Annotated in this window: 20 protein-coding genes; 2 read left to right on the top strand and 18 right to left on the bottom strand. The window is 56.0% G+C overall.

Translation table 11 applies throughout. The features are described from left to right. Window positions 1-17: 17 nt before the first annotated feature. The 4 genes from BB497_04545 to BB497_04530 form a co-directional block, all read right to left on the bottom strand. Window positions 18-1,301, bottom strand: coding sequence for a C4-dicarboxylate ABC transporter permease (locus BB497_04545; GenBank protein AVI62022.1), 1,284 nt, complete (start codon window positions 1,299-1,301; stop codon window positions 18-20). A 17-nt stretch (window positions 1,302-1,318) separates the two neighbouring features. Continuing rightward, window positions 1,319-1,906, bottom strand: coding sequence for a C4-dicarboxylate ABC transporter permease (locus tag BB497_04540; protein AVI62021.1), 588 nt, complete (start codon window positions 1,904-1,906; stop codon window positions 1,319-1,321). Window positions 1,907-2,148: 242 nt separating this feature from the next. Next, window positions 2,149-3,195 carry a C4-dicarboxylate ABC transporter gene (locus BB497_04535; protein AVI62020.1) on the bottom strand — a complete coding sequence of 349 codons (1,047 nt, stop codon included), beginning with the start codon at window positions 3,193-3,195 and terminating at the stop codon, window positions 2,149-2,151. 205 nt (window positions 3,196-3,400) lie between these two features. Beyond that, window positions 3,401-3,973: a TIGR02444 family protein gene (locus tag BB497_04530; protein ID AVI62019.1), complete on the bottom strand. Its 573-nt coding sequence runs from the start codon at window positions 3,971-3,973 to the stop codon at window positions 3,401-3,403. Window positions 3,974-4,002: 29 nt separating this feature from the next. On the opposite strand from BB497_04530, the gene BB497_04525 reads away from it, so the two are divergent. Further along, entirely contained in the window at window positions 4,003-5,949 is a 1,947-nt protein-coding gene (locus BB497_04525) for an ABC transporter ATP-binding protein (GenBank protein AVI62018.1), read from the top strand. 19 nt (window positions 5,950-5,968) lie between these two features. Here BB497_04525 and BB497_04520 read toward each other — a convergent pair whose 3' ends face one another. From BB497_04520 to BB497_04480, 9 genes are all read right to left on the bottom strand, one after another. Next, on the bottom strand, window positions 5,969-6,406 hold the full coding sequence (locus tag BB497_04520) for a D-tyrosyl-tRNA(Tyr) deacylase (protein AVI64257.1): 438 nt from the start codon (window positions 6,404-6,406) through the stop codon (window positions 5,969-5,971). A gap of 78 nt (window positions 6,407-6,484) precedes the next feature. Further along, window positions 6,485-7,093, bottom strand: coding sequence for a hypothetical protein (locus BB497_04515; GenBank protein AVI62017.1), 609 nt, complete (start codon window positions 7,091-7,093; stop codon window positions 6,485-6,487). Between the two features lie 72 nt (window positions 7,094-7,165). Next, window positions 7,166-8,011: a universal stress protein gene (locus BB497_04510; protein ID AVI62016.1), complete on the bottom strand. Its 846-nt coding sequence runs from the start codon at window positions 8,009-8,011 to the stop codon at window positions 7,166-7,168. 157 nt (window positions 8,012-8,168) lie between these two features. After that, window positions 8,169-8,990 (bottom strand): bifunctional hydroxymethylpyrimidine kinase/phosphomethylpyrimidine kinase, encoded by an 822-nt coding sequence (locus BB497_04505; protein AVI62015.1) that lies wholly within the window; start codon window positions 8,988-8,990, stop codon window positions 8,169-8,171. 9 nt (window positions 8,991-8,999) lie between these two features. Next, entirely contained in the window at window positions 9,000-10,415 is a 1,416-nt protein-coding gene (locus BB497_04500) for a C4-dicarboxylate ABC transporter (protein AVI62014.1), read from the bottom strand. Continuing rightward, complete coding sequence (locus tag BB497_04495) at window positions 10,415-10,963, bottom strand: C4-dicarboxylate ABC transporter permease (protein ID AVI62013.1); 549 nt, start codon at window positions 10,961-10,963, stop codon at window positions 10,415-10,417. Before BB497_04495 ends, BB497_04500 begins: the two co-directional genes overlap by 1 nt. 131 nt (window positions 10,964-11,094) lie before the next feature. Then, window positions 11,095-11,952, bottom strand: coding sequence for an endonuclease (locus BB497_04490; GenBank protein AVI62012.1), 858 nt, complete (start codon window positions 11,950-11,952; stop codon window positions 11,095-11,097). A gap of 2 nt (window positions 11,953-11,954) precedes the next feature. After that, complete coding sequence (locus tag BB497_04485; GenBank protein AVI62011.1) at window positions 11,955-12,587, bottom strand: disulfide bond formation protein DsbA; 633 nt, start codon at window positions 12,585-12,587, stop codon at window positions 11,955-11,957. 108 nt (window positions 12,588-12,695) lie between these two features. Continuing rightward, the gene (locus tag BB497_04480) at window positions 12,696-13,325 is read right to left on the bottom strand and encodes a cytochrome C (GenBank protein AVI62010.1); all 630 of its coding nucleotides are present in this window, start codon (window positions 13,323-13,325) and stop codon (window positions 12,696-12,698) included. A gap of 308 nt (window positions 13,326-13,633) precedes the next feature. Here BB497_04480 and BB497_04475 point away from each other — a divergent pair, with 308 nt between their 5' ends. Continuing rightward, on the top strand, window positions 13,634-14,296 hold the full coding sequence (locus BB497_04475) for a YihA family ribosome biogenesis GTP-binding protein (GenBank protein AVI62009.1): 663 nt from the start codon (window positions 13,634-13,636) through the stop codon (window positions 14,294-14,296). Window positions 14,297-14,333: 37 nt separating this feature from the next. Here the strand turns inward: BB497_04475 and BB497_04470 are convergent, their stop codons facing one another. Genes BB497_04470 through BB497_04450 form a run of 5 tightly spaced genes read right to left on the bottom strand, consistent with a single transcriptional unit; the run spans window position 14,334 to window position 18,803 of the window. After that, entirely contained in the window at window positions 14,334-15,071 is a 738-nt protein-coding gene (locus tag BB497_04470; protein ID AVI62008.1) for a haloacid dehalogenase, read from the bottom strand. Between the two features lie 2 nt (window positions 15,072-15,073). Continuing rightward, complete coding sequence (locus BB497_04465) at window positions 15,074-15,979, bottom strand: tyrosine recombinase XerC (protein AVI62007.1); 906 nt, start codon at window positions 15,977-15,979, stop codon at window positions 15,074-15,076. Then, on the bottom strand, window positions 15,972-16,682 hold the full coding sequence (locus BB497_04460) for a hypothetical protein (GenBank protein AVI62006.1): 711 nt from the start codon (window positions 16,680-16,682) through the stop codon (window positions 15,972-15,974). The genes BB497_04465 and BB497_04460 overlap by 8 nt, the downstream gene beginning before the upstream one ends. A 16-nt stretch (window positions 16,683-16,698) precedes the next feature. Then, on the bottom strand, window positions 16,699-17,532 hold the full coding sequence (locus BB497_04455; GenBank protein AVI62005.1) for a diaminopimelate epimerase: 834 nt from the start codon (window positions 17,530-17,532) through the stop codon (window positions 16,699-16,701). Continuing rightward, on the bottom strand, window positions 17,532-18,803 hold the full coding sequence (locus BB497_04450; protein ID AVI62004.1) for a diaminopimelate decarboxylase: 1,272 nt from the start codon (window positions 18,801-18,803) through the stop codon (window positions 17,532-17,534). Before BB497_04450 ends, BB497_04455 begins: the two co-directional genes overlap by 1 nt. Window positions 18,804-18,838 lie beyond the last annotated feature (35 nt).

Here is an 18,838-nt window from a genome sequence, read left to right as displayed (position 1 = left end):
GTTATCCTTGTGATGGTTTAGCGGAAGGCAAGGTCGCGCAGGAACAGTGCAATTTGCGGATAAGCAATAATAAGCGCCGCTGCGGAAACCAGCATAAAGATGAACGGTGGCGTTCCTTTTATCACTTCCAAGTAAGGCCGCTTAAAGATCGCAATCGCCGTAAATATGTCGCACCCAAAGGGTGGCGTAGCCGAGCCTATGGCGACTTGTAGCGTGATCAACACACCCACGAGCACGGGATCTAGACCAGAAGCCGCTATAGCGGGGGCAAAAATCGGCGTTAGTACCAAAATCACCACAATGGGATCAACGAACATACAGGCGACAAAAAACGCAATAGAAATAGCGATTAATACGCCAACTGGCCCTGCCTCGTTAATACCAAAGGTGCCCAGTATTGCCTGAGGAATCTGGGCAAAGGAAATAACCCATGAGAAACCATTACCTGCTGCTACCAAAATAAAGACCACCGCGGTAATCAAACCGGTGGACTTTGCAATGGTGAACATATCGGGCAGCTTCAAGGAACGGAAAATCACAAACTCAAGCAGCACCGCGTAGAGAACACAGGCAGCAGCAGCTTCGGTAGGGCTAAACACGCCGCCATAGATACCGCCAACAATTAAAACCGGGAAACCCAGCGGCCATAATGCCTTTTGCACCGCAACCCCGCGCTCTTTCCACGACGCTTTTGGCTCAGTAGGCACCTTATTCACAATGGCGTAGATAATACAGTAGGTTGAAAACATAGCCAGAATCAGCAGGCCAGGCCCAATACCGGCAATAAACAGTTCAGCAATGGAGGTTTGCGAAATAACTCCGTAAATAATCATGCCAATACTTGGCGGTATCAAAAAGGCAATGTCGCTGGAGTTAATAATCAGGGCAAGCGTAAAAGGGTCTTTATAACCCGCCTTGAGCATCCGCGGACGCAGCGGCGAACCTACCGCAACAACGGTTGCCTGAGTTGAGCCAGACACCGCACCAAACAGCGTACAGGAAGTCGCCGTACTCACCGCTAGTCCGCCTTTGATATGCCCCACAAAGGACATCACCATATCGATCAAGCGGTTAGCCGATTGGCCTCGTGTCATAATATCGGCAGCCAAAATAAACATCGGCACCGCAATGAGCGCGGTAGGACTTATCCCGCGCATCATCTGTTGGATCAGGGTTTCCATTTGCCCTAAACCGCCGAAGCTCATAAAGAAGCCCACAAACGCCGCGGTCATCAGTGGAATCATCATCGGGAAGCCAAGCAGCAGCAGCACGATCATGATGGTAATTATCGTTGCAGTCATGTGTCGCTCCTCGCGGCCTAAACTTCCGTTTCGGTATCTTTATAGCCATCCACTACGTGGGTCGAGAGATAAACATCTTTCGAAATCACGTTGGTATAGGCCGTCATGAGGTACTGAATCCCCGTTACTGCAAACCCAACGGGGACCCATACGTACATCCACCATGCAGGAATGCCAGTAGAGGGAAGGCTGCGACCACGTCCCATAACCGTCGTGATGTAGCCAACGGCGTAGTAGCACAACACAAACATCACCAGCGCAGTAAACAAGCTGATAAAAATCATCAGCCAGCGACGCCCGCCGGTAGGCAGCGCATCATAAATGGCCGACATCCGAATATGACGGCCATGACGTGCGGCATAACCAATACCCGCAAAGGTTACCAGCACGATTAGCATGCGGTTTACTTCTTCAGAAAAGTGCAGGCTCTCTCCAAAAACAAACCGCCCTACCACGTTGGCCACCGTATTCACCGCCATTAAGATGACACCGGCACCTAAAATGACGGCCTCACCTTTACTGATCCAGGTATCCAATACGCCAAGCGGGCCAGGCAACATGGAGCGATACTTTTTTTCTGCAATATCATCTTCGCTCATATCCATCGCATTTGCTCCTCTTGGTTCCCCTGACGCTAGTCACTGCGTCCTGTTATTTAGCCAGCGGTGTTATCTAGTGCCGAGTGATGCAGAGACGCTAAGCACATGGGGCTAATACACGTCCCTCTACACTGTAACGATTAACCGCTACCCAACATTCAACGCTGATTAGCCGCACAAGCCTTTAATGCAAAAGGGGCAGCCTATGGCCGCCCCTACACACGTTGCGCTAACCATCCAAAGGCTGATTAGTTGCTTTGTACTGCTTCCAGGTCTTGCTTGAACTGTTCAAGCAGCGCAGCACCACGTTCACCGGTCAGCTCAACAAAACGCTCTTCAACCTGCGGTGCACGCTCACGGAAGGCTTGAATCTGCTCTTCATCAAGACGGGTAACCGTAACCTCATCAGACGCGGCCTGGATTTTCTCCAGTGACTCATCTGCTAAGCCTGAGATGTGCTCAATGATGTGCTCGTAAGCGGCTTCCGTCGCATCACGCACTAGCTGCTGGTCATCTTCAGACAGCCCTTCATAGAAATCCTGGTTGGCCATCATCGCGGTGGTGAACCAGCCGTGGCCAGTAAAGACTAAGTTAGGCGACACTTCGTAAAGACCACCAGACTCGATCCAGAAAATCGGGTTTTCCTGGCCTTGCAAAATGTTGGTTTGCAAGCCGCCGTATACTTCACCCCAAGGTAGCGGCGTGGGGCTGGCACCAAAAGCACGATACGTTTCTGCCAGAAGTGGGTTGGTCATCGTACGAATATTTTTACCGCGCAGCTCTTCCGGCGTAGTAAACGGCTCATCAAGCGTTACTACCATTTCGCCTTCCGGATACATCTTCAGCAGCTCAAGGCCCTGTTCGGCGTAAAGCTCTGGGAAGGTTTCATGAATAGCGGTACTGGTGTTGAAGAACTCAATAACCGTTTCTTCATCGGTGGGCAGCAGATAAGGCACAAAGAAAATTTGCGCTTCAGGAATCAGCGCCCCGGTGAAGCCCGGTGATTGGTTAACAAACTGGAGAATCCCCGCCTGGGTCTGTTCCATAATATCGTCAGACTCGCCAAGCTCACCAAAGCGATAGACTTGAACGGTGTGATCAGAGTTCTCTTCGACGTACTCTTTAAACGCCATTGCGAAAACGTCTTGTACATCGCCTTCGTATTCTTCGTGGGCGTAACGCCAGTTATCCGCCTGGGCAGCAGCGCTTAGGCCAAACAGCAGGGCGCCAACGCTAGCCGTGGTCAATAACTTTGTCGTTACTGAACGAGTCGAAAAAGTTTTTTTTGCCTTCATGCAGAGTTCCCCTTTCAGTGGTCAGCGCGCTATACAAGTGCGCCAAAATCTTATTTTTTGAATAACGCAGTTTCCTATTTTGCTAGCTCACAACGACTCTAAAGCCAACGCATATCACCCCTGCTGATTAGTTAGTTATTGCTGTGATTTAGCAGATGATTTATTCAGCGTATGCCGCGTTATTCAAAAATAGCTTAATTTCAGGCTAGCGTGATGAACCCAAGCGGTCAAGCTGGCAAGCCACTACCTCCAACGCCGACAACAGGTCTCTACGAGTGTGGCTCCCGTTTTGTCTTTGCTGATCAAATTCCAGAAAAAACAGCGTATCATGCAGCCATCTTGCGACTTCTGGCGGGCTGATTTGATTATTTGTTAATCGTTGATTACTCGCCGTGGCGTGCCAGGCCCACGCCTGCCAGCGTTGAAGGTTTTCACGCTCGGCTTGAAGCTCAGCCTGCTGAATGGTTTTGCGCAGCGTAGTAATGGAGTCACTTCCTTCCGCTTGCGGCTTAAGCTCACGACGCAGCGATCTTAGCGCCTCGGTGACCCGCTGCTGCCAGCCTAAACGCTCTTGACGGATGGTATTTAACGCCATAGGAGCAGCTTGCAAACCATACTGATAAAGCCAGCTATGGAACAGCAATTCGCACACATCACCGCCTGCTTTGTCCTGTAATACGAGGCAAGCCTGCTCAACCCCGGGCTGGGCATAAAGTGCCAGTGCGAAATCCCACAGCGGAGCCTGCTGTAAGCGCTGTAATCGGTTAGAATCGAGCATTGATTTACCCACTTTTATCGGGAGAATGCATGATCGCACTGCGCCAAGTCGCCCTGCAACGGGGCACACAAACGTTACTCGATAACGCTGACCTTATGCTCCACAGCGGCATAAAGGCGGGCATTATCGGGGCAAATGGCGCCGGTAAGTCGAGCCTGTTTAAACTCCTGCTAGGCGAGCTTGGGCCCGACCAGGGCGACGTTGAGATGAGCGGTGGTCAGCGAATTGCCCACATGGCCCAGGAAGTAGACGCCCTAAACCGCCCCATTGTGGAGTATGTACTGGATGGCGATCACGCGCTGCGTCGCGCGCAGGCAGACCTGCTGGCCGCTCGCGAAGCAGACGATGCGCACCGGGAAGCCGAATTACATGGGCTGATCGAAACGCTGGATGGCTACACGGCCGAATCACGGGCGGCTCAGCTGCTGGTGGGGCTTGGGTTTGTACAAGCCGATCTTAAGCGCCCCCTGTCGGACTTTTCCGGTGGCTGGCGTATGCGGGTGAACCTAGCGCGCACGCTGTTTATGCCTTCCGATCTATTACTGCTTGATGAGCCGACCAACCATCTGGATCTTGACGCCCTGCTTTGGCTAGAACAGTGGCTGACTCGCTACCCAGGCACGCTGCTGCTGATTTCTCACGACCGTGACTTCTTGGATGCTGTGTGCGATCACATCGTCCACATGCATCACCAAACGCTTGAGCTTTACCGCGGCAACTACTCCCGCTTTGAACGCACGCGGGCTGAAAAGCTTGCGTTGCAACAAGCAGAAGCCGCCAAGCAGCAGGCCCGGCGCGAAGAAATTGAGCGCTTTATTGCACGCTTCCGCGCCCAGGCAACCAAAGCGAAGCAGGCACAAAGCCGCGTGAAAATGCTGGAGCGCATGGGAGACATTGCCGTCGCCCACACGGATTCGCCTTTTCACTTCACCCTGCCTGCCGCCGACAAAACATCCCACCCTCTCCTCGTACTTGACCAAGCCACCCTGGGCTATCGCGGCGACGCGGGCGATGTCGCGCAGCTAGAGAAGGTCAACATTACCCTGCTGCCCGGCAGCCGTATCGGCTTGTTAGGCCCCAACGGAGCGGGTAAGTCGACGTTGATCAAATCACTGACCGGTGAGCTTGCGCTGCTCGAGGGTAAGCGAGTGCCTGGGGAGCATTTAGCCATTGGCTATTTTGCCCAGCACCAGCTGGAAAGCCTCGACGTGACCACAACGCCCTTTGTGCATGTGCAGCGTCTCTCACCCACAGCGAGCGACCAAGACATTCGCAATTTCCTCGGCGGCTTTGGCTTTAAGGGCGATGACGCCTTTGGCGAAGTGGCTACTTACTCCGGTGGTGAAAAAGCGCGTTTGGCACTGGCGCTGGTTGCCTGGCAAAAACCCAACCTACTGCTGCTCGATGAACCAACTAACCACTTGGACTTGGAAATGCGCGAAGCGCTTACCGAGGCACTGGCAAGTTTCGAGGGTACGGTGATTCTGGTCTCCCACGACCGCCACCTGCTGCGCGCGACGGTGGATGAGTTCTGGCGGGTGGCCGATCACCGTGTGGAACCCTTCGACGGGGATCTGGACGACTACCGGATATGGCTGAAGGCACGCCTGGAAGAGGGCCGCCGCGATGCGCGTAGCGAAAAGAGCGAGCGCCAAAGCCAGCAGCCCAGCAGCGACCGCAAAGCTACCCGCAAGGCGGCGGCGGAACTGCGCGAGAAGCTGCGGCCGCTGAAAAAACAGCGCGATCACGCTGAAAAAGCCATGGAAAAAACTCAGCAGGCGCTGGAAGAGGTCGAATCCGTGCTCGCCGACCCCGCGCTCTACACCGATAGCGCTCGAAAGGCTGAATTAACCCAAGCGCTTGCCCAGCAAGCAGACATTAAGGCGCGTTTAGACGGCGCCGAACAAACCTGGCTCGCCGCCGAAGAAGCGCTTGAAGCCATGGAAGCCGAGCTACTGGCAAGCGAAGATACCTAACTTGGTGGGCGGACAGCCCCTAGCTTTCCAGCAGAAACGTAACCGGCCCGTCGTTCACCAGTGCTACCTGCATATCAGCGCCGAATTGGCCGGTTTCAACCTTGGGCCAAGCAGCGCGGGCTTGGCTAACTAAGTAATTAAACAGTTGCTCCCCTTCCCCCGGGGGAGCTGCGCTAGAGAAGCTGGGCCGCAGCCCCTTGCGGGTATCAGCGACAAGGGTAAATTGGGAAACCAGCAAAAGCCCCCCGTCAGCCTGCTGCAGGTTGTGGTTCATCTTGCCGTCAGCATCGCTAAATACGCGGTAGTGCAGCAACTTGTGAAGTAGCTTATCGGCCTCTGTCTCGCTATCGCGCTTCTCCACCCCTACCAACGCCAACAGCCCGTGGTTAATATCACCGACTACGTCGCCATTTACCGTGACGCTGGCACTTTTTACCCGTTGAATCAGTGCTTTCACGCTTTCCCCTTGCATGGTTCTCTACAGTGAGGACAGTGTAAGCGCCGCCACCCGATTCAACCAAAACTCACCGCGCATTTAGTTCTGGCCCAACAATGCATCACGAAAGCCTTCACCAAGCGGACGTTCGCCCAACCAGATACTAAACATGGCGCTGGCAAACTCGGCGCTATCGTCTTCAAAGAGCATTTCACCATTAAGCCCAAGACGCAGTTGCTCGCCGTCCCAGCTCAACAGGTAGCGGTCGCCGGGCACAACGTCGCGATAACGCTGGTTAAACCGCTCAAGGGGCTCCTGAATCTGGTTGAATTCATAAAGCGTTAGCGACGCTTTTAGCGACTCTTCGGTCGCTTTTGCGAAGTCGCTGGCATCAATGGCGTGAAAGTAAGCAAGCTCCAGGCGGCGCGGCACGTTGCTTAACGGCTGCGGCTGGTCTTCACCTTCAAGCTGATAGTAAGCCCCTGCGTAAGCGGTCCAGATCATATAGCGAAACACTCCGCTGCCAAGCAGCCGATAGCGCTGGCCGTTCTCCTCAACAACACGGTCAAAGCGTTCACCACGCTCGGTAACGCTATCGGCTAAGGCCGCTGACGCAAAAAGCGCCATACCGGCCATCAGTATGACGCTTGCGATGCTGCGATTAAGAGTAATAAGGGGCACGGTCAAAACCTCCGAATTGAGTGGCATAAGGGGCGGCCTTTTTGGCCCTACACCTCAGCTATACATACAAACTCAACTCATAAAGGTTCCGTATCACTTTCACCACGCACGGCACAGCATTAAATCGCAGTGGGGTTCGTTAAGCAGCATCTCGGTTAACTGGCTGGTGTGATGGGGCTGGCCACGACTTCCGATCATCACTAGGTCAGGGGTGTGGCGCTTTATGTAATCGTGCAATACGTTGCAGGGCTGGCCCTGTTCCAGCACAAGCTCTATATCAGGCACACCATCAAGCTCACGCAGCAGGCTCTCGACTTCGTTATCCAGTGCTTCGCGTAACCGCGATACCTCGTGGTCGCGCCACTGGGCGTAGTAAGCTTGCGAGCCAAGCTCACGCTCGCCGGGCAGGCTCCAGGCATGGAGTAACGTCAGCTTTGCTTCAGGAAAGCGAATTAACGCCTCTTTTAAGGTTTGACGATCCGCCAGCGAAAAATCAATGGGCACCAAGATATGTTGCCAGGGCTGGGTAGGTAGATACGACGCTACTACCACCGGGCAAGGCGCGCTGCGCAGCACCCGCATCACGGTGGTACCCATGAGCAGGTCTTTCTGACCGCGCTTACGGTGCATCCCCATAATGATCAGCGAAGCATGCCGCTCATGGGCTTCGCGGACGATCTCCACATGGGGAGAGCCTGCTAGCGTCTGAATCATTAGTGCGGGGGCTTCTAACGCATAGTCCTCGCGAAGATCCGTCAGCGTGGCGCTAATGTCTTCACTGACCGCACGCTCCACCTCATGCAGAACCCGATGAGGCAAGTAGGGATCGAGTACGTGCAAAATATCGAGCTGGGCACCCTGAGCGTAAGCGAGGCGCAGCGCTCGGGCAAACGCAGCGCGGTTATCTTGGGAAAGGTCAGTGGCAAACAGCAGGGTCTGAGACACAGCACAACTCCTTGGCCGAGCAGTCGGCGCAGTCGTAAGACAAGCAGGCACTCTTCAGCATGGTGCCCGAATGCGCATACCGCAAGCAGGCGCTGCCCTAACCTTGGCTGTTCTGTTCGTTTATCTGCGCCAGGACAATATGTCCATCGTCACTCAGTCACCACCAGGCATGAAAATGGTGCACCGGGCCACGCCCTTTACCAACGCTTAACCGCTCACTCGCTTCTAACGCGGTGTGTAGCCACTGTTTTGCCTCACTAATGGCCTCTATCGGCGCCTCAGCGGCGGCGTCTTGGGGCAGCTTGGCCAAGCACGCGGCAATCGCTGAGGAGAGCGCGCAGCCGGTTCCGTGCAGGTTTTTGGTAGCAATACGCGAGGCCGGTAGCCATGAATGACCGCCGGGTGAGGCTAATAGGTCGGGGCAGGTTTCGCCCCGCAAATGCCCACCTTTTAACACCACATAGGGTGTGCCTAGCTGGCTGAGACCTGGCAGCATAGCTTCCATCTCATCTAAAGTGGTGGGCGACGCAGTGCCCAACAGCACCGCGGCCTCGGGTATGTTGGGGGTTATCACGTCGGCTAACGGCACCAAAATATCGCGTACCGCACGGATACCAGCATCATCGACCAAGATATCACCACTTTTTGCCACCATCACCGGATCCAGCACAATCCAGCGGGGGCGGCGTGTGCTCAGCACGTCAGCAATGACTTCGGCCACCTCACGGCTAGCAACCATGCCAATTTTGACCGCATCCACATGGACATCGTCCAGCAGGTGTTCAAGCTGTTCATGAATGGCCTGTGGCGAGACAGGGTAAACAGCGGCCACGCCGCCGGTGTTTTGTACCGTTAGCGCCGTTATCACGGTGGTACCGTATACACCCAACGCAGAAAACGTTTTAAGGTCTGCCTGGATACCTGCGCCACCGGAAGGGTCGGAGCCTGCGATGGTCAATACATTGGCTATATGAGTCATATACCCCTCTTACATGATCGATGGTAGCCAGGTGGCAAGCCCTGGGAAAAAGGCTAGCGCCAACAGCATACTTAACTGCAACAGGATAAACGGTATCACCCCTTTATAAATTGCCGAGGTGGGTACGCTCTGCGGCGTAACACCGCGCAAATAGAACAGCGCAAAGCCAAACGGCGGGGTTAAAAAAGAGGTTTGTAAGTTAACCGCAATCATAATGCCTAGCCAAATAGGGTCGACGCCCATGGCTAGCAGTACCGGCCCCACAATAGGCACCACTACAAACGTGATTTCAATAAAGTCGAGAATAAAGCCCAACAAGAAAATGACGAGCATCACAACTAACGTGGCGCCAACGACCCCACCAGGCATGGCTTCAAACAGCTCGGTGACAAGCTCTTCACCGCCATAGGCGCGAAATACCAGCGAGAACAGCGCTGCGCCAATCAGAATCAAAAACACCATGCTGGTGACCTGTGCCGTCGAGTGCAGCACCTCTCTCAGCATAGTGATATTCAAACGGCGGTTAGCGGCAGCCAAAAACAGCGCACCAAATGCACCCACGGCTGACGCTTCGGTGGGTGTAGCAAACCCACCTAAAATGGAGCCTAAAACAGCGACGATCAGCAGTACGGGGGGCAGTAAACCTTTTAATAGCAACGGCCAAATACTGCCTGTATGGCCCAGCTCCGCTTTTAGAGCTGCACGATCAGCTGCGGGAGCCGTTGAGGGTTTTAACCAAGCGGTGATTAACAGATAAACAATATACGCAACCACCAGCAGCAGGCCGGGCACCAGAGCCCCAATAAAAAGATCACCAATAGAGAGTGTTTTAGGGCTCCACACTCCCATGGACAGCTGGGCCTGCTGGTAAGCATTCGACAGCACATCCCCCAAAAGAACGAGGGCAATAGAGGGCGGAATTATCTGCCCAAGCGTTCCCGTTGCACAGATTGTGCCCGTCGCCAATGCGGGGGAATAACCACGCTTCAACATCGTGGGCAGCGATAGCAGCCCCATCGTCACCACGGTTGCACCCACAATGCCGGTGGAGGCCGCCAGCAGCATGCCGACAATTACGACCGCTATGCCCAGCCCGCCACGCAGGGCGCCAAACGCCATGGCCATCGCATCGAGCAGCGTTTCCGCCACTCGGGACTTCTCTAAAAGCACCCCCATCAACACAAACAGCGGCACCGCCAGCAGCGTTTGGTTGGTCATAATGCCGTAAAGCCGGTTAGGCATGGCGTTCATCATGCGGGCTTCAAAGGGCACAGCCACGCCCATGGACTGGAGCATTAAGCCAAAGCCCGCAAACGCCAGCGCGGTACCTGCCAACGCTAGGGCAACCGGATAACCAAGCATGAGCACTGCACACACCGTAGCGAACAGCACCAGCGGCATAAATTCTAGTAAAGTAGCCAGCACTAGAGAATCTCCTCATGCTCGTGGGAGGCGTTGGATAGCTTGCCGCGAATAATCAATGTCTGGCGCATTAGCTGCGCAACCGCCTGCAGCAGCAGCAGCCCCACCATAACTAAAATCAGCGTTTTGAGCAGAAACACGCCTGGGATGCCGCCATCGGGGGAGCGCTCCATCACCGCCCAACTGCTCTGCACATAGCGAAAGCTGCTAATAGCGATAAATAGCGCGACAGGGATGAGAAGAAACAGCGTTCCAAGCAAGTCTATCCAGGCGCGCCCTTTCGCCGATAAGCGGCGGTAAAAAATATCGACCCGTACATGGCCATCGCGCTTAAGCGTCCAAGCCGCACCCAGCATGAAAACAGCGGCATGCATGTACATCACCGACTCTTGCATCACGATACTGTTGATACCGATGAAATAGCGCATCACTACAACAGCGAATTGAATCGCCATCATGAAGATTACTAGCCAGGCAATGGCCCGGCCCACCCCTTCGGTCAAGCAGTCGAGCCAGCGCAATAAGCGGGGCTCCTGGGCATTTGCGCGCATTGTTGTTGTCCTGCATTAATAAAACGGCCCAGAATCATCGCTGATTCTAGGCCGGACGTCATCCCCATAAGCACGCTATTCGGCGCTAAGTGACAATTAATATGCTTATTCGGCGCATTAGCGCGTGTTGGCTAATGCCTCGGCTTCTGCTCTGCATCGGCTAAAGCATTTAGACAAGCGGCAGGCAGCGGCAGATCTACGGCAATCGGCAGATGGTCCGAAAACAGATGGTCTAACACGCGCACTTCGGCGGCTTCGAGGGTTTGCGAGAGTAGGATATGATCTAGCGCACGGCGTGGCTGCCACGACGGATAGCTTAAAAGCGGCTTGACCGGGTGGAGCGGCAGGGACGTACTAAAACGCTCATGGGCATGAAGCTGTTCAGGCGTGCAGTTCAAATCACCCATCACCACGACATGACGAAGCGGCTCGATGATTTCACTGAGATAATTAAGCTGCCGAACACGGCCACGATGGCTGAGCGCCAAGTGGGCCACAAAGATATGCAGTGCATCAGGCCCATTGCCATAGCGCACATGTATCGCCCCACGCCCAGGCATCGCACCCGGCAAGCGGTGCTCCTCAATACGGCTGGGCACTAAACGGGATAAAAGGCCGTTACTGTGCTGGGCAATACGCCCCAAATTACGGTTTAGCTGTTGAAAATAGTGGGGAAACCCCGCCTGACCGGCGAGGAATTCCACTTGGTTAATACTGCTGGAGCGGAAGCTACCGCCGTCCACTTCCTGCAGCCCAACCACATCGAATTGGCTTAGCACTTCACCCATCACCGCTAACCGCTTCAAACGCTGGGGATGAGGTAAAAAATGCTGCCAGCTACGGGTTACATAGTGGTGGTAGGCGGAGGTTTGAATCCCCACCTGCAGATTGAACGTCAGTAGCCTGAGGTGGCCATGATCCAATAACGATTTTCCGCGATTGGACGTTAGCCCACCTGTTAAGCTGCCAACATGACCCTGCTCCAGCATTGTTATTCTGTGCGCTCGCTGCGGACGCGCTCAACTAACGCACCGGCAATCTGCGGCATGTTATCCAAGCTGCCGGCCGTACTAGGGGTAATCACATAGCGGCCATCAACCACTAGCGCAGGAACACCCATAAGGCGCATTTCTCGCATGCGGCTGTTCGCTTTGTTAACGTCACTGCGCACGCTGAAAGCCGTTAGCGCTTGCTTTGCTTCTTCTTCGCTGACGCCGTAATCCGCAAAAAATGCCGCAATGTCATCAGCATCTGTTAACGCACGACCGTCTTCATGAATCGCAGCGAAGAAATCTGCATGCAGCTCTTCTTCAATCCCCAGCGACTTAGCGGCATAAAAAGCATTCGCGTGGGTATTCCAGTCACCGCCCATGGTCGCAGGCATGTGCACGATGCTGACATCGTCCTCAAGCGACTCATACCACTCGCTTACCGGCGTTTGGAGGCGATAGCAGTGCGGGCATCCGTACCAAAACGCTTCGGTCACTTCGATCTGCCCTTCGTCTACGTTTGTCGCCACGGGGGTAGCAAGTAGCGTGTAGTGCTGGCCTTCGACCAACTCCTGGGCACTGACAGCAGCGGAAAGGCCGAAACCGGCCAACGCGACCACTAACGTTTTAAACATAGCGAGAATTCTCCAAGGATAAGCGAAAGCTGTGACCGTCAATGTAGGCCACAGGTTCCCCGCTTTGCCAACGTCGTTTAGCAAAAGGGAGAACCCTAGACGCTGAACTTAGTGCAAGCCCAACAGGTAGTTCGCTACCGCTTCCATGTCGCTGTCGCTCATTTTAGAAGCGATATCGCGCATTATGTTGTTCGGGTCGTTAGCCCGCTCACCGGCTGCAAAATCCTGCAGAGTAGCAATCGTATATTCCGCATGCTGACCGGAAAGCCCCGGATACACCGCACTGCCAATACCAACACCGGTAGGTGTGTGGCAAGCGCTACAGGAGGGGATACCTTTCGCCATGTCACCTGCACGATAGAGCTCTTCACCGCGGGCGAGAAGCTCTGCATCTTCATCGCTAGTTTGGCCCAAGTTAGCATCTTGCCCAGCGAAAAACGCGGCTACATCCCAGGCGTCCTGGTCGGAGTAATCATCTACTTGCCCCGCCATGGTGGGCACCATACGGTGGCCATCGCGGATGTCCTTAATTTGCTTGGCCAGGTAAGACATCTGCTGACCTGCCAGGTTAGGAAACGCACCCGACGGGCTGATGCCCGCTTGGCCGTGACAGGCCGCACAGGTTTGGGCCAGTTCACGACCTGCTGAAGCATCGGCTTCCGCTTGATAGTCGGTTTGCGCATGGGCGGTGCCAACGGCACCCATGGTAATTGCCAGGCTTGCCAGTAACTTTCTCATTGCTAGTCCACTATGCCGTTTGATTATTGACTGGTACGCATCCCGGGCGCTGCCCAGGTTCAGCACTTTACCAGGGTCAGCTCCGCCAAAACGAACAACATGTCGTGTTGGTCGCTGCTGGCTAGAGCGCGATGGTACACTAGCGCCCCAGGTCGCAGTTATAAACCTCTTGCATTATAACGAATCACCCTAGCGGCGGGAATGCAAGTCCAAGACTGCTTTCGGGGTAATTCGTCGCGGTATCGCTTTTTTTCACACTAATGTGGTGAAGCGGGCCGTTTATACGTTCGTTTTCCAGGATTGATTCCATGACTACCCCCCATGATAGCCTAGTCCCCCGACTGAACTACCCCACCGCCCGCTTTGTTATCAGTGCGCCGACCCTTGCGCTCTGCCCTGACGATACCGGTGCGGAAGTGGCCTTTGCCGGGCGCTCCAATGCAGGTAAATCCAGCGCTATTAACGCGCTTACCCAGCAGACCGCGCTGGCGCGCACGTCGCGCACCCCGGGTCGTACCCAGCTGATTAACTTTTTTAGCGTGATGAACGATGAATCACGCCGTTTGGTTGATTTGCCCGGCTATGGTTACGCCAAAGTGCCAGAATCGGTCAAGTTAGAGTGGCAAAAGCACTTGGCTGAGTATCTTCGTAACCGCTTTAGCCTGCGCGGCTTGGTGCTGCTGATGGATGTACGTCACCCGCTTACCGAGTTCGACCAAATGATGCTCAACTATGCCGACCAGCGTGAAATGCCGGTGCATATTTTGCTCACCAAGTCCGACAAACTCAAAAAAGGCCCAGCCAGTGCCACGCTACAAAAAGTCCGCTCACGCCTGAAAGAGTGGGAGGACCTCGTGTCTGTGCAGCTTTTTTCATCGCTTAAGCGCGACGGCGTGGATACGCTTTCCAAGAAGCTCGACCAGTGGCTGCATACACCGGACCAATCAGAGCACGACCAGCCGCCTGCCTAAGCGGCTCGTAACATTCGCTGGTGAAAATACAGCGCACTCAGCGCCGCTTCTCCAGCCACTCGATCAGGTTAGGCAACTCTTTGACATGGGCTATGCGGTGGACGCGCGCGGGTAGTGCCTGGTCACCGCGCTCGGCAATCCACGCAGCATGCATCCCCAGCTGCTGGGCGGGCAGCACATCCTCTTTCCACGAGTCACCCACGTGCATAGCCCGGTTTGGGGCCACGTTAAGCCGCTCAAGCGCGGTAAGAAAGGGCTTGGGATCAGGCTTCGGCGCCAGCAACTCACCTGCGGCAATCGCCACGGGAAAATAGCTGGCCAAAGGTTGGCGCTTTAAGTGGATATTGCCATTCGTAATCGCGGCCAACTGGTAGCGTTCAGCTAAAGCGGCTAACAAACCGGCCGCTTCAGGATGAGGCGTTACCTGTACCCGCAGGCGGTGAAACTCATTCATCGCGGCGGCCGCCCACATGAAGGCGGCACTGCGCGTCAGGCCCTGTGCCTCAAGCTGCTCTTCCAGCGCCCTTAACCGCAGCCAAGTAAAGTCTCCACGCCGTTCCGGCACCCGCTGTGCCCACTGCTGGCGACGCTGCAAATAATCCGCCACGCCTTGCTGGTAATGCAGTGCTAACGGCGGCTCCTGGCGTGCTTCGCGCCACATCGCCAGGGCTTCTAACAGCCAGCGATAGTGCCCCTCTTCCGTTTTTAGCATCACGCCCTGGTTGTCCCAAAGCGTATCATCAAGATCAAAAGTAATCGCTTCTAGCGACGACATGGTTAGCTCCCAGCAGGGCGGCGTTTAGCGCGCGGGTGAGCAGCATCGTAGCTTTCGGCTAGGTGCTGCCAATCCAGCCGCGTATATACCTGGGTGGTAGATAAGTTGGCATGGCCGAGTAGCTCTTGCACCGCGCGTAGATCCTGGCTCGACTCCAGCAGATGACTGGCAAACGAGTGGCGCAGGCGGTGAGGGTGCAGGTGTTCAGGCAAGCCACGGGTTACCGACAGCTGCGCCAAACGCTTTTGGATAGCACGATGCCCAAGGCGCGAGCCGCGCTGACCGACAAATAGCGCGACGTTACCCTCAGGCGCAAGCCCGCTACGGCAGGCAAGCCACGCTGTGAGCGCCTGATGAGCTCGCCGACCCACCGGTACTTGGCGGGGCTTACTGCCTTTACCCATTACCCGCACATGATTAGCGGTTAAATGGTTAAGGTCCAGCGCCGCCAGCTCCGCCAGGCGCAAGCCACTGGAGTAAAACAGCTCCAGCATGGCTTGGTCGCGTATCGCCAGCGGCGTGCCGTCGTGGGGGGTATCTAAAAAGCGCGCCAGCGCATCTACATCCACGGGCCTGGGCAGATGGCTTGGTTGCTTCGGGGTTCGCAGCAGGCCGACGGGGTTATCCGCAAGCACGCCTTGCTTTACCAGGTCATCCGCAAAGCGCGAAAGCGCAGCCCGCCTGCGTGCCAGGCTTCTGGGGGCTAGGCCACGGCTGCGCTCGGCCCCTAAAAATGCTCTGAGCAGGGTGGCATCCAGCGCGCTGGGCTCAGTGATGTCACGCTGCTGCGTAAAGCGGCAAAGCGCGGCTAAATCCTGGCGATAAGCCGCTACCGTAGCCGGGCTTGCGTGGGCCGCCAGGACCGCTAAATAGCGCTCAACCTGCTCAGCAATGGACGTGTTAGGCATGGGGTTCCAGGCGCATCAACAGCCGCGCCACAATATCGCCCAGGTACTCGGTAAACAGCGTATCCATACTGGCGCGGTAGCTCTCGGGGTCGGGACTGGCAAGCAGTAAATACCCTAGCGGCTCCCCTGCCGATAGCCGTGAAATGGCGCAGGAACCGGCCCTACGCGGCGCCTTGGTATGGGGCAGCAGGCACTTCCAGTCGCTCACGCTAAGCTTGGCGCAACGGCTGGTGCGGCCATCCAGCAGCGCCGCTAACCGCGCGCTGGCGTGCTGGTCTAACACGTGACGCGGCGGCTGTGGGGGCGCGGCTTCGCTATCGCTTAATGACGCCGGGCACCACAGCGCCATAGCGGGCGTATCAAAACGCTCGCTTAGCTGGGTGGCCAGGGCCTGGGCTAACGCATCACGATCTTGCGCTTCGACCAGCGCCAGCAGCGTTTCTCGCAGGCGGCGATATTGGGACTCGTTATGCCGTGCGGTCTCCAGCAGGTGCTCTAGGCGGTCTTCCGCGGTTTCGGCGCGCTGGCGCAAATCAATGACTAGCCGCTCAAGCAGCGATACGGCACCCTCTATATGGGGATGGGGCACCTTGAGCTGCTGCAATAGCCCTTCTCGACCGACAAAAAAATCGGGATGACGGGCCAGCCAAAACGCCACTTGGTCAGGGTCGAGCGTCTTGCGCGGCTCGGGGGCTTGTGACATCGCCGTTCTCCTCGAATTAGATGAGTGCTACACGACCATCAAAGACCCGTGTTGCGGGCCCAACCATGACAAGCGATGCTTCAGGGTCAGGCCACTCAATACTGAGCTGCCCCCCCGGTAGGTGTACCGTCACCGGGCTTTTCAACAGCCCTTGGCGGATACCGCTAGCCACGGCGGCACAGGCGCCGGTTCCGCAGGCAAGGGTTTCGCCGCTGCCACGCTCAAACACGCGCAGGCGGATCTCATTGGGCGCCACCACTTGCATAAAGCCGACGTTCACTCGCTTGGGAAAGCGCGGGTGTGATTCAAGCAGCGGCCCTAAGCGCTCCACCGGTGCGCTATCGACACTCTCCACCTGCAAAACCGCATGGGGGTTGCCCATGGACACTACGCCCAGCTGCAGCGTCTCCCCCTCCACAGCCACCTCATGAAGCGGCTGGTCGCCAGGCGCCTCAAACGGCAGCGTGGCAGGGTTAAAGCGTGGTCTGCCCATATCCACGCGCACCATGCCATCGTGCTGCACGTTCAGCACCAGCGGGCCACCCGCGGTTTCCACGTGGATTTCATGTTTATGGGTCAGGCGCTGGTCACGCACAAAGCGGGCAAAGCAGCGCGCGCCGTTGCCGCAGTTTTCCACTTCGCTACCGTCGGCGTTATAGATGCGGTAACGAAAATCCATCTCCGGGTCTCGGGGCGGCTCGACGATTAATAGCTGGTCAAAGCCAATGCCAAAGCGGCGATCCGCCAACTGGCGGATCTGCTCATCGAGCAACCTGGCGCGCTGAGTGACAAGGTCAACGACCATAAAGTCGTTGCCCAGGCCGTGCATTTTAGTGAAGTGGAGCAGCATCAGCGCGCCCCTTCAGGCAACAGCGCCTCGCCAGCCCACAGATTTTCCAAACTTTCCCGGGCGCGTATTACATGGTAGTGACTGCCATCTACCATCACTTCTGGCGGACGCGGGCGACTGTTGTAATTGGAGGCCATCACAAAACCATAAGCCCCCGCCGAGCGCACCGCCAGCAGGTCGCCTTCGGTAATCGCCAGCTCGCGCTCTTTACCCAAGAAGTCACCGGTTTCGCACACCGGCCCCACCACATCGTAGGTGGCTGTTGCGCGCTCGTGGCGAGTATCCACCGCCACAATGGCCTGCCATGCTTGATACAGCGCCGGGCGAATCAAGTCATTCATGGCGGCATCAACAATCGCAAAGTTTTTAGTTTCGCCAGGCTTTAAAAACTCCACGCGAGTCAGCATGACACCTGCATTGGCGGCAATGGAGCGGCCGGGTTCAAACAGCAGGGTCAGCGTTTCACCGCCTTTCCAGCGAGAGAGACGCGCCAGCAACTGGCTGGCGTAATCAAATGGCTGGGGTGGCGTTTCATCGCGGTAAGGCACACCCAGGCCGCCGCCTAAATCCAGGTGGTCGATTTCGATGCCACGCTCACGCAACCGCTCCATCAACATTAATAACCGCTCTAGGGCATCCAAGAACGGCGCGGTTTCGGTAAGCTGGGAACCGATATGGCAATCAAGCCCTGCCACCCGCAGGTTGGGCAGGCTGGCCGCTAGCTGATAAACGTCTAGCGCTTCATCTACCGGGATACCAAACTTGTTATCTTTCAAGCCGGTAGAAATATACGGGTGGGTGCCCGCGTCTACATCCGGGTTAACCCGCAGCGAGACTGGCGCAATTTTTCCCAGCTCACCTGCCACGCGATTCAAGCGCTCAAGCTCTGAGCGCGACTCAACGTTAAAACACTTGATGCCAACCTCAAGGGCGCGGGCCATCTCCTGAGGCTGCTTGGCAACCCCCGAGAAAACCACTTTTGCAGGGTCACCACCGGCTTTCAATACGCGCTCAAGCTCGCCCACTGAGACGATATCAAACCCGGCGCCTAGCGTTGCTAGCAGCCCTAAAACAGCAAGGTTGGAATTTGCTTTTACCGCGTAGCAAATCAGGTGCGGGTGGCCACCTAGCGCTTCGGTATAGGCACGGAAATGGCGCTTCAGCGTTGCCTTGGAGTAGACATAGCAAGGCGTGCCCAGCGCGTCAGCCAGCTGCGTTAGCGGCACATCTTCAGCATAAAGAACGCCGTCACGGTAGTTAAAGTGATCCATTACCCCTCCTGCTCGGCGGCCGAATCGTTGGTATC

Source organism: Halomonas sp. GFAJ-1 (assembly GCA_002966495.1).
Lineage (GTDB): Bacteria > Pseudomonadota > Gammaproteobacteria > Pseudomonadales > Halomonadaceae > Vreelandella.
Note: the sequence above shows the minus strand (reverse complement) of the source record. Positions and strands in the feature narration are given on the sequence as shown.

What these genes read in the sequence shown, in the direction of transcription:
- BB497_04465 (AVI62007.1), bottom strand. Translation starts at nt 15,979, where the DNA reads ATGCCTAACACGTCCATTGCTGAGCAGGTTGAGCGCTATTTAGCGGTC.
- BB497_04530 (AVI62019.1), bottom strand. Translation starts at nt 3,973, where the DNA reads ATGCTCGATTCTAACCGATTACAGCGCTTACAGCAGGCTCCGCTGTGG.
- BB497_04535 (AVI62020.1), bottom strand. Translation starts at nt 3,195, where the DNA reads ATGAAGGCAAAAAAAACTTTTTCGACTCGTTCAGTAACGACAAAGTTA.
- BB497_04515 (AVI62017.1), bottom strand. Translation starts at nt 7,093, where the DNA reads ATGCCACTCAATTCGGAGGTTTTGACCGTGCCCCTTATTACTCTTAAT.
- BB497_04460 (AVI62006.1), bottom strand. Translation starts at nt 16,682, where the DNA reads ATGTCACAAGCCCCCGAGCCGCGCAAGACGCTCGACCCTGACCAAGTG.
- BB497_04525 (AVI62018.1), top strand. Translation starts at nt 4,003, where the DNA reads ATGATCGCACTGCGCCAAGTCGCCCTGCAACGGGGCACACAAACGTTA.
- BB497_04455 (AVI62005.1), bottom strand. Translation starts at nt 17,532, where the DNA reads ATGCTGCTCCACTTCACTAAAATGCACGGCCTGGGCAACGACTTTATG.
- BB497_04505 (AVI62015.1), bottom strand. Translation starts at nt 8,990, where the DNA reads ATGACTCATATAGCCAATGTATTGACCATCGCAGGCTCCGACCCTTCC.
- BB497_04540 (AVI62021.1), bottom strand. Translation starts at nt 1,906, where the DNA reads ATGGATATGAGCGAAGATGATATTGCAGAAAAAAAGTATCGCTCCATG.
- BB497_04475 (AVI62009.1), top strand. Translation starts at nt 13,634, where the DNA reads ATGACTACCCCCCATGATAGCCTAGTCCCCCGACTGAACTACCCCACC.
- BB497_04495 (AVI62013.1), bottom strand. Translation starts at nt 10,963, where the DNA reads ATGCGCGCAAATGCCCAGGAGCCCCGCTTATTGCGCTGGCTCGACTGC.
- BB497_04545 (AVI62022.1), bottom strand. Translation starts at nt 1,301, where the DNA reads ATGACTGCAACGATAATTACCATCATGATCGTGCTGCTGCTGCTTGGC.
- BB497_04480 (AVI62010.1), bottom strand. Translation starts at nt 13,325, where the DNA reads ATGAGAAAGTTACTGGCAAGCCTGGCAATTACCATGGGTGCCGTTGGC.
- BB497_04450 (AVI62004.1), bottom strand. Translation starts at nt 18,803, where the DNA reads ATGGATCACTTTAACTACCGTGACGGCGTTCTTTATGCTGAAGATGTG.
- BB497_04490 (AVI62012.1), bottom strand. Translation starts at nt 11,952, where the DNA reads ATGCTGGAGCAGGGTCATGTTGGCAGCTTAACAGGTGGGCTAACGTCC.
- BB497_04485 (AVI62011.1), bottom strand. Translation starts at nt 12,587, where the DNA reads ATGTTTAAAACGTTAGTGGTCGCGTTGGCCGGTTTCGGCCTTTCCGCT.
- BB497_04470 (AVI62008.1), bottom strand. Translation starts at nt 15,071, where the DNA reads ATGTCGTCGCTAGAAGCGATTACTTTTGATCTTGATGATACGCTTTGG.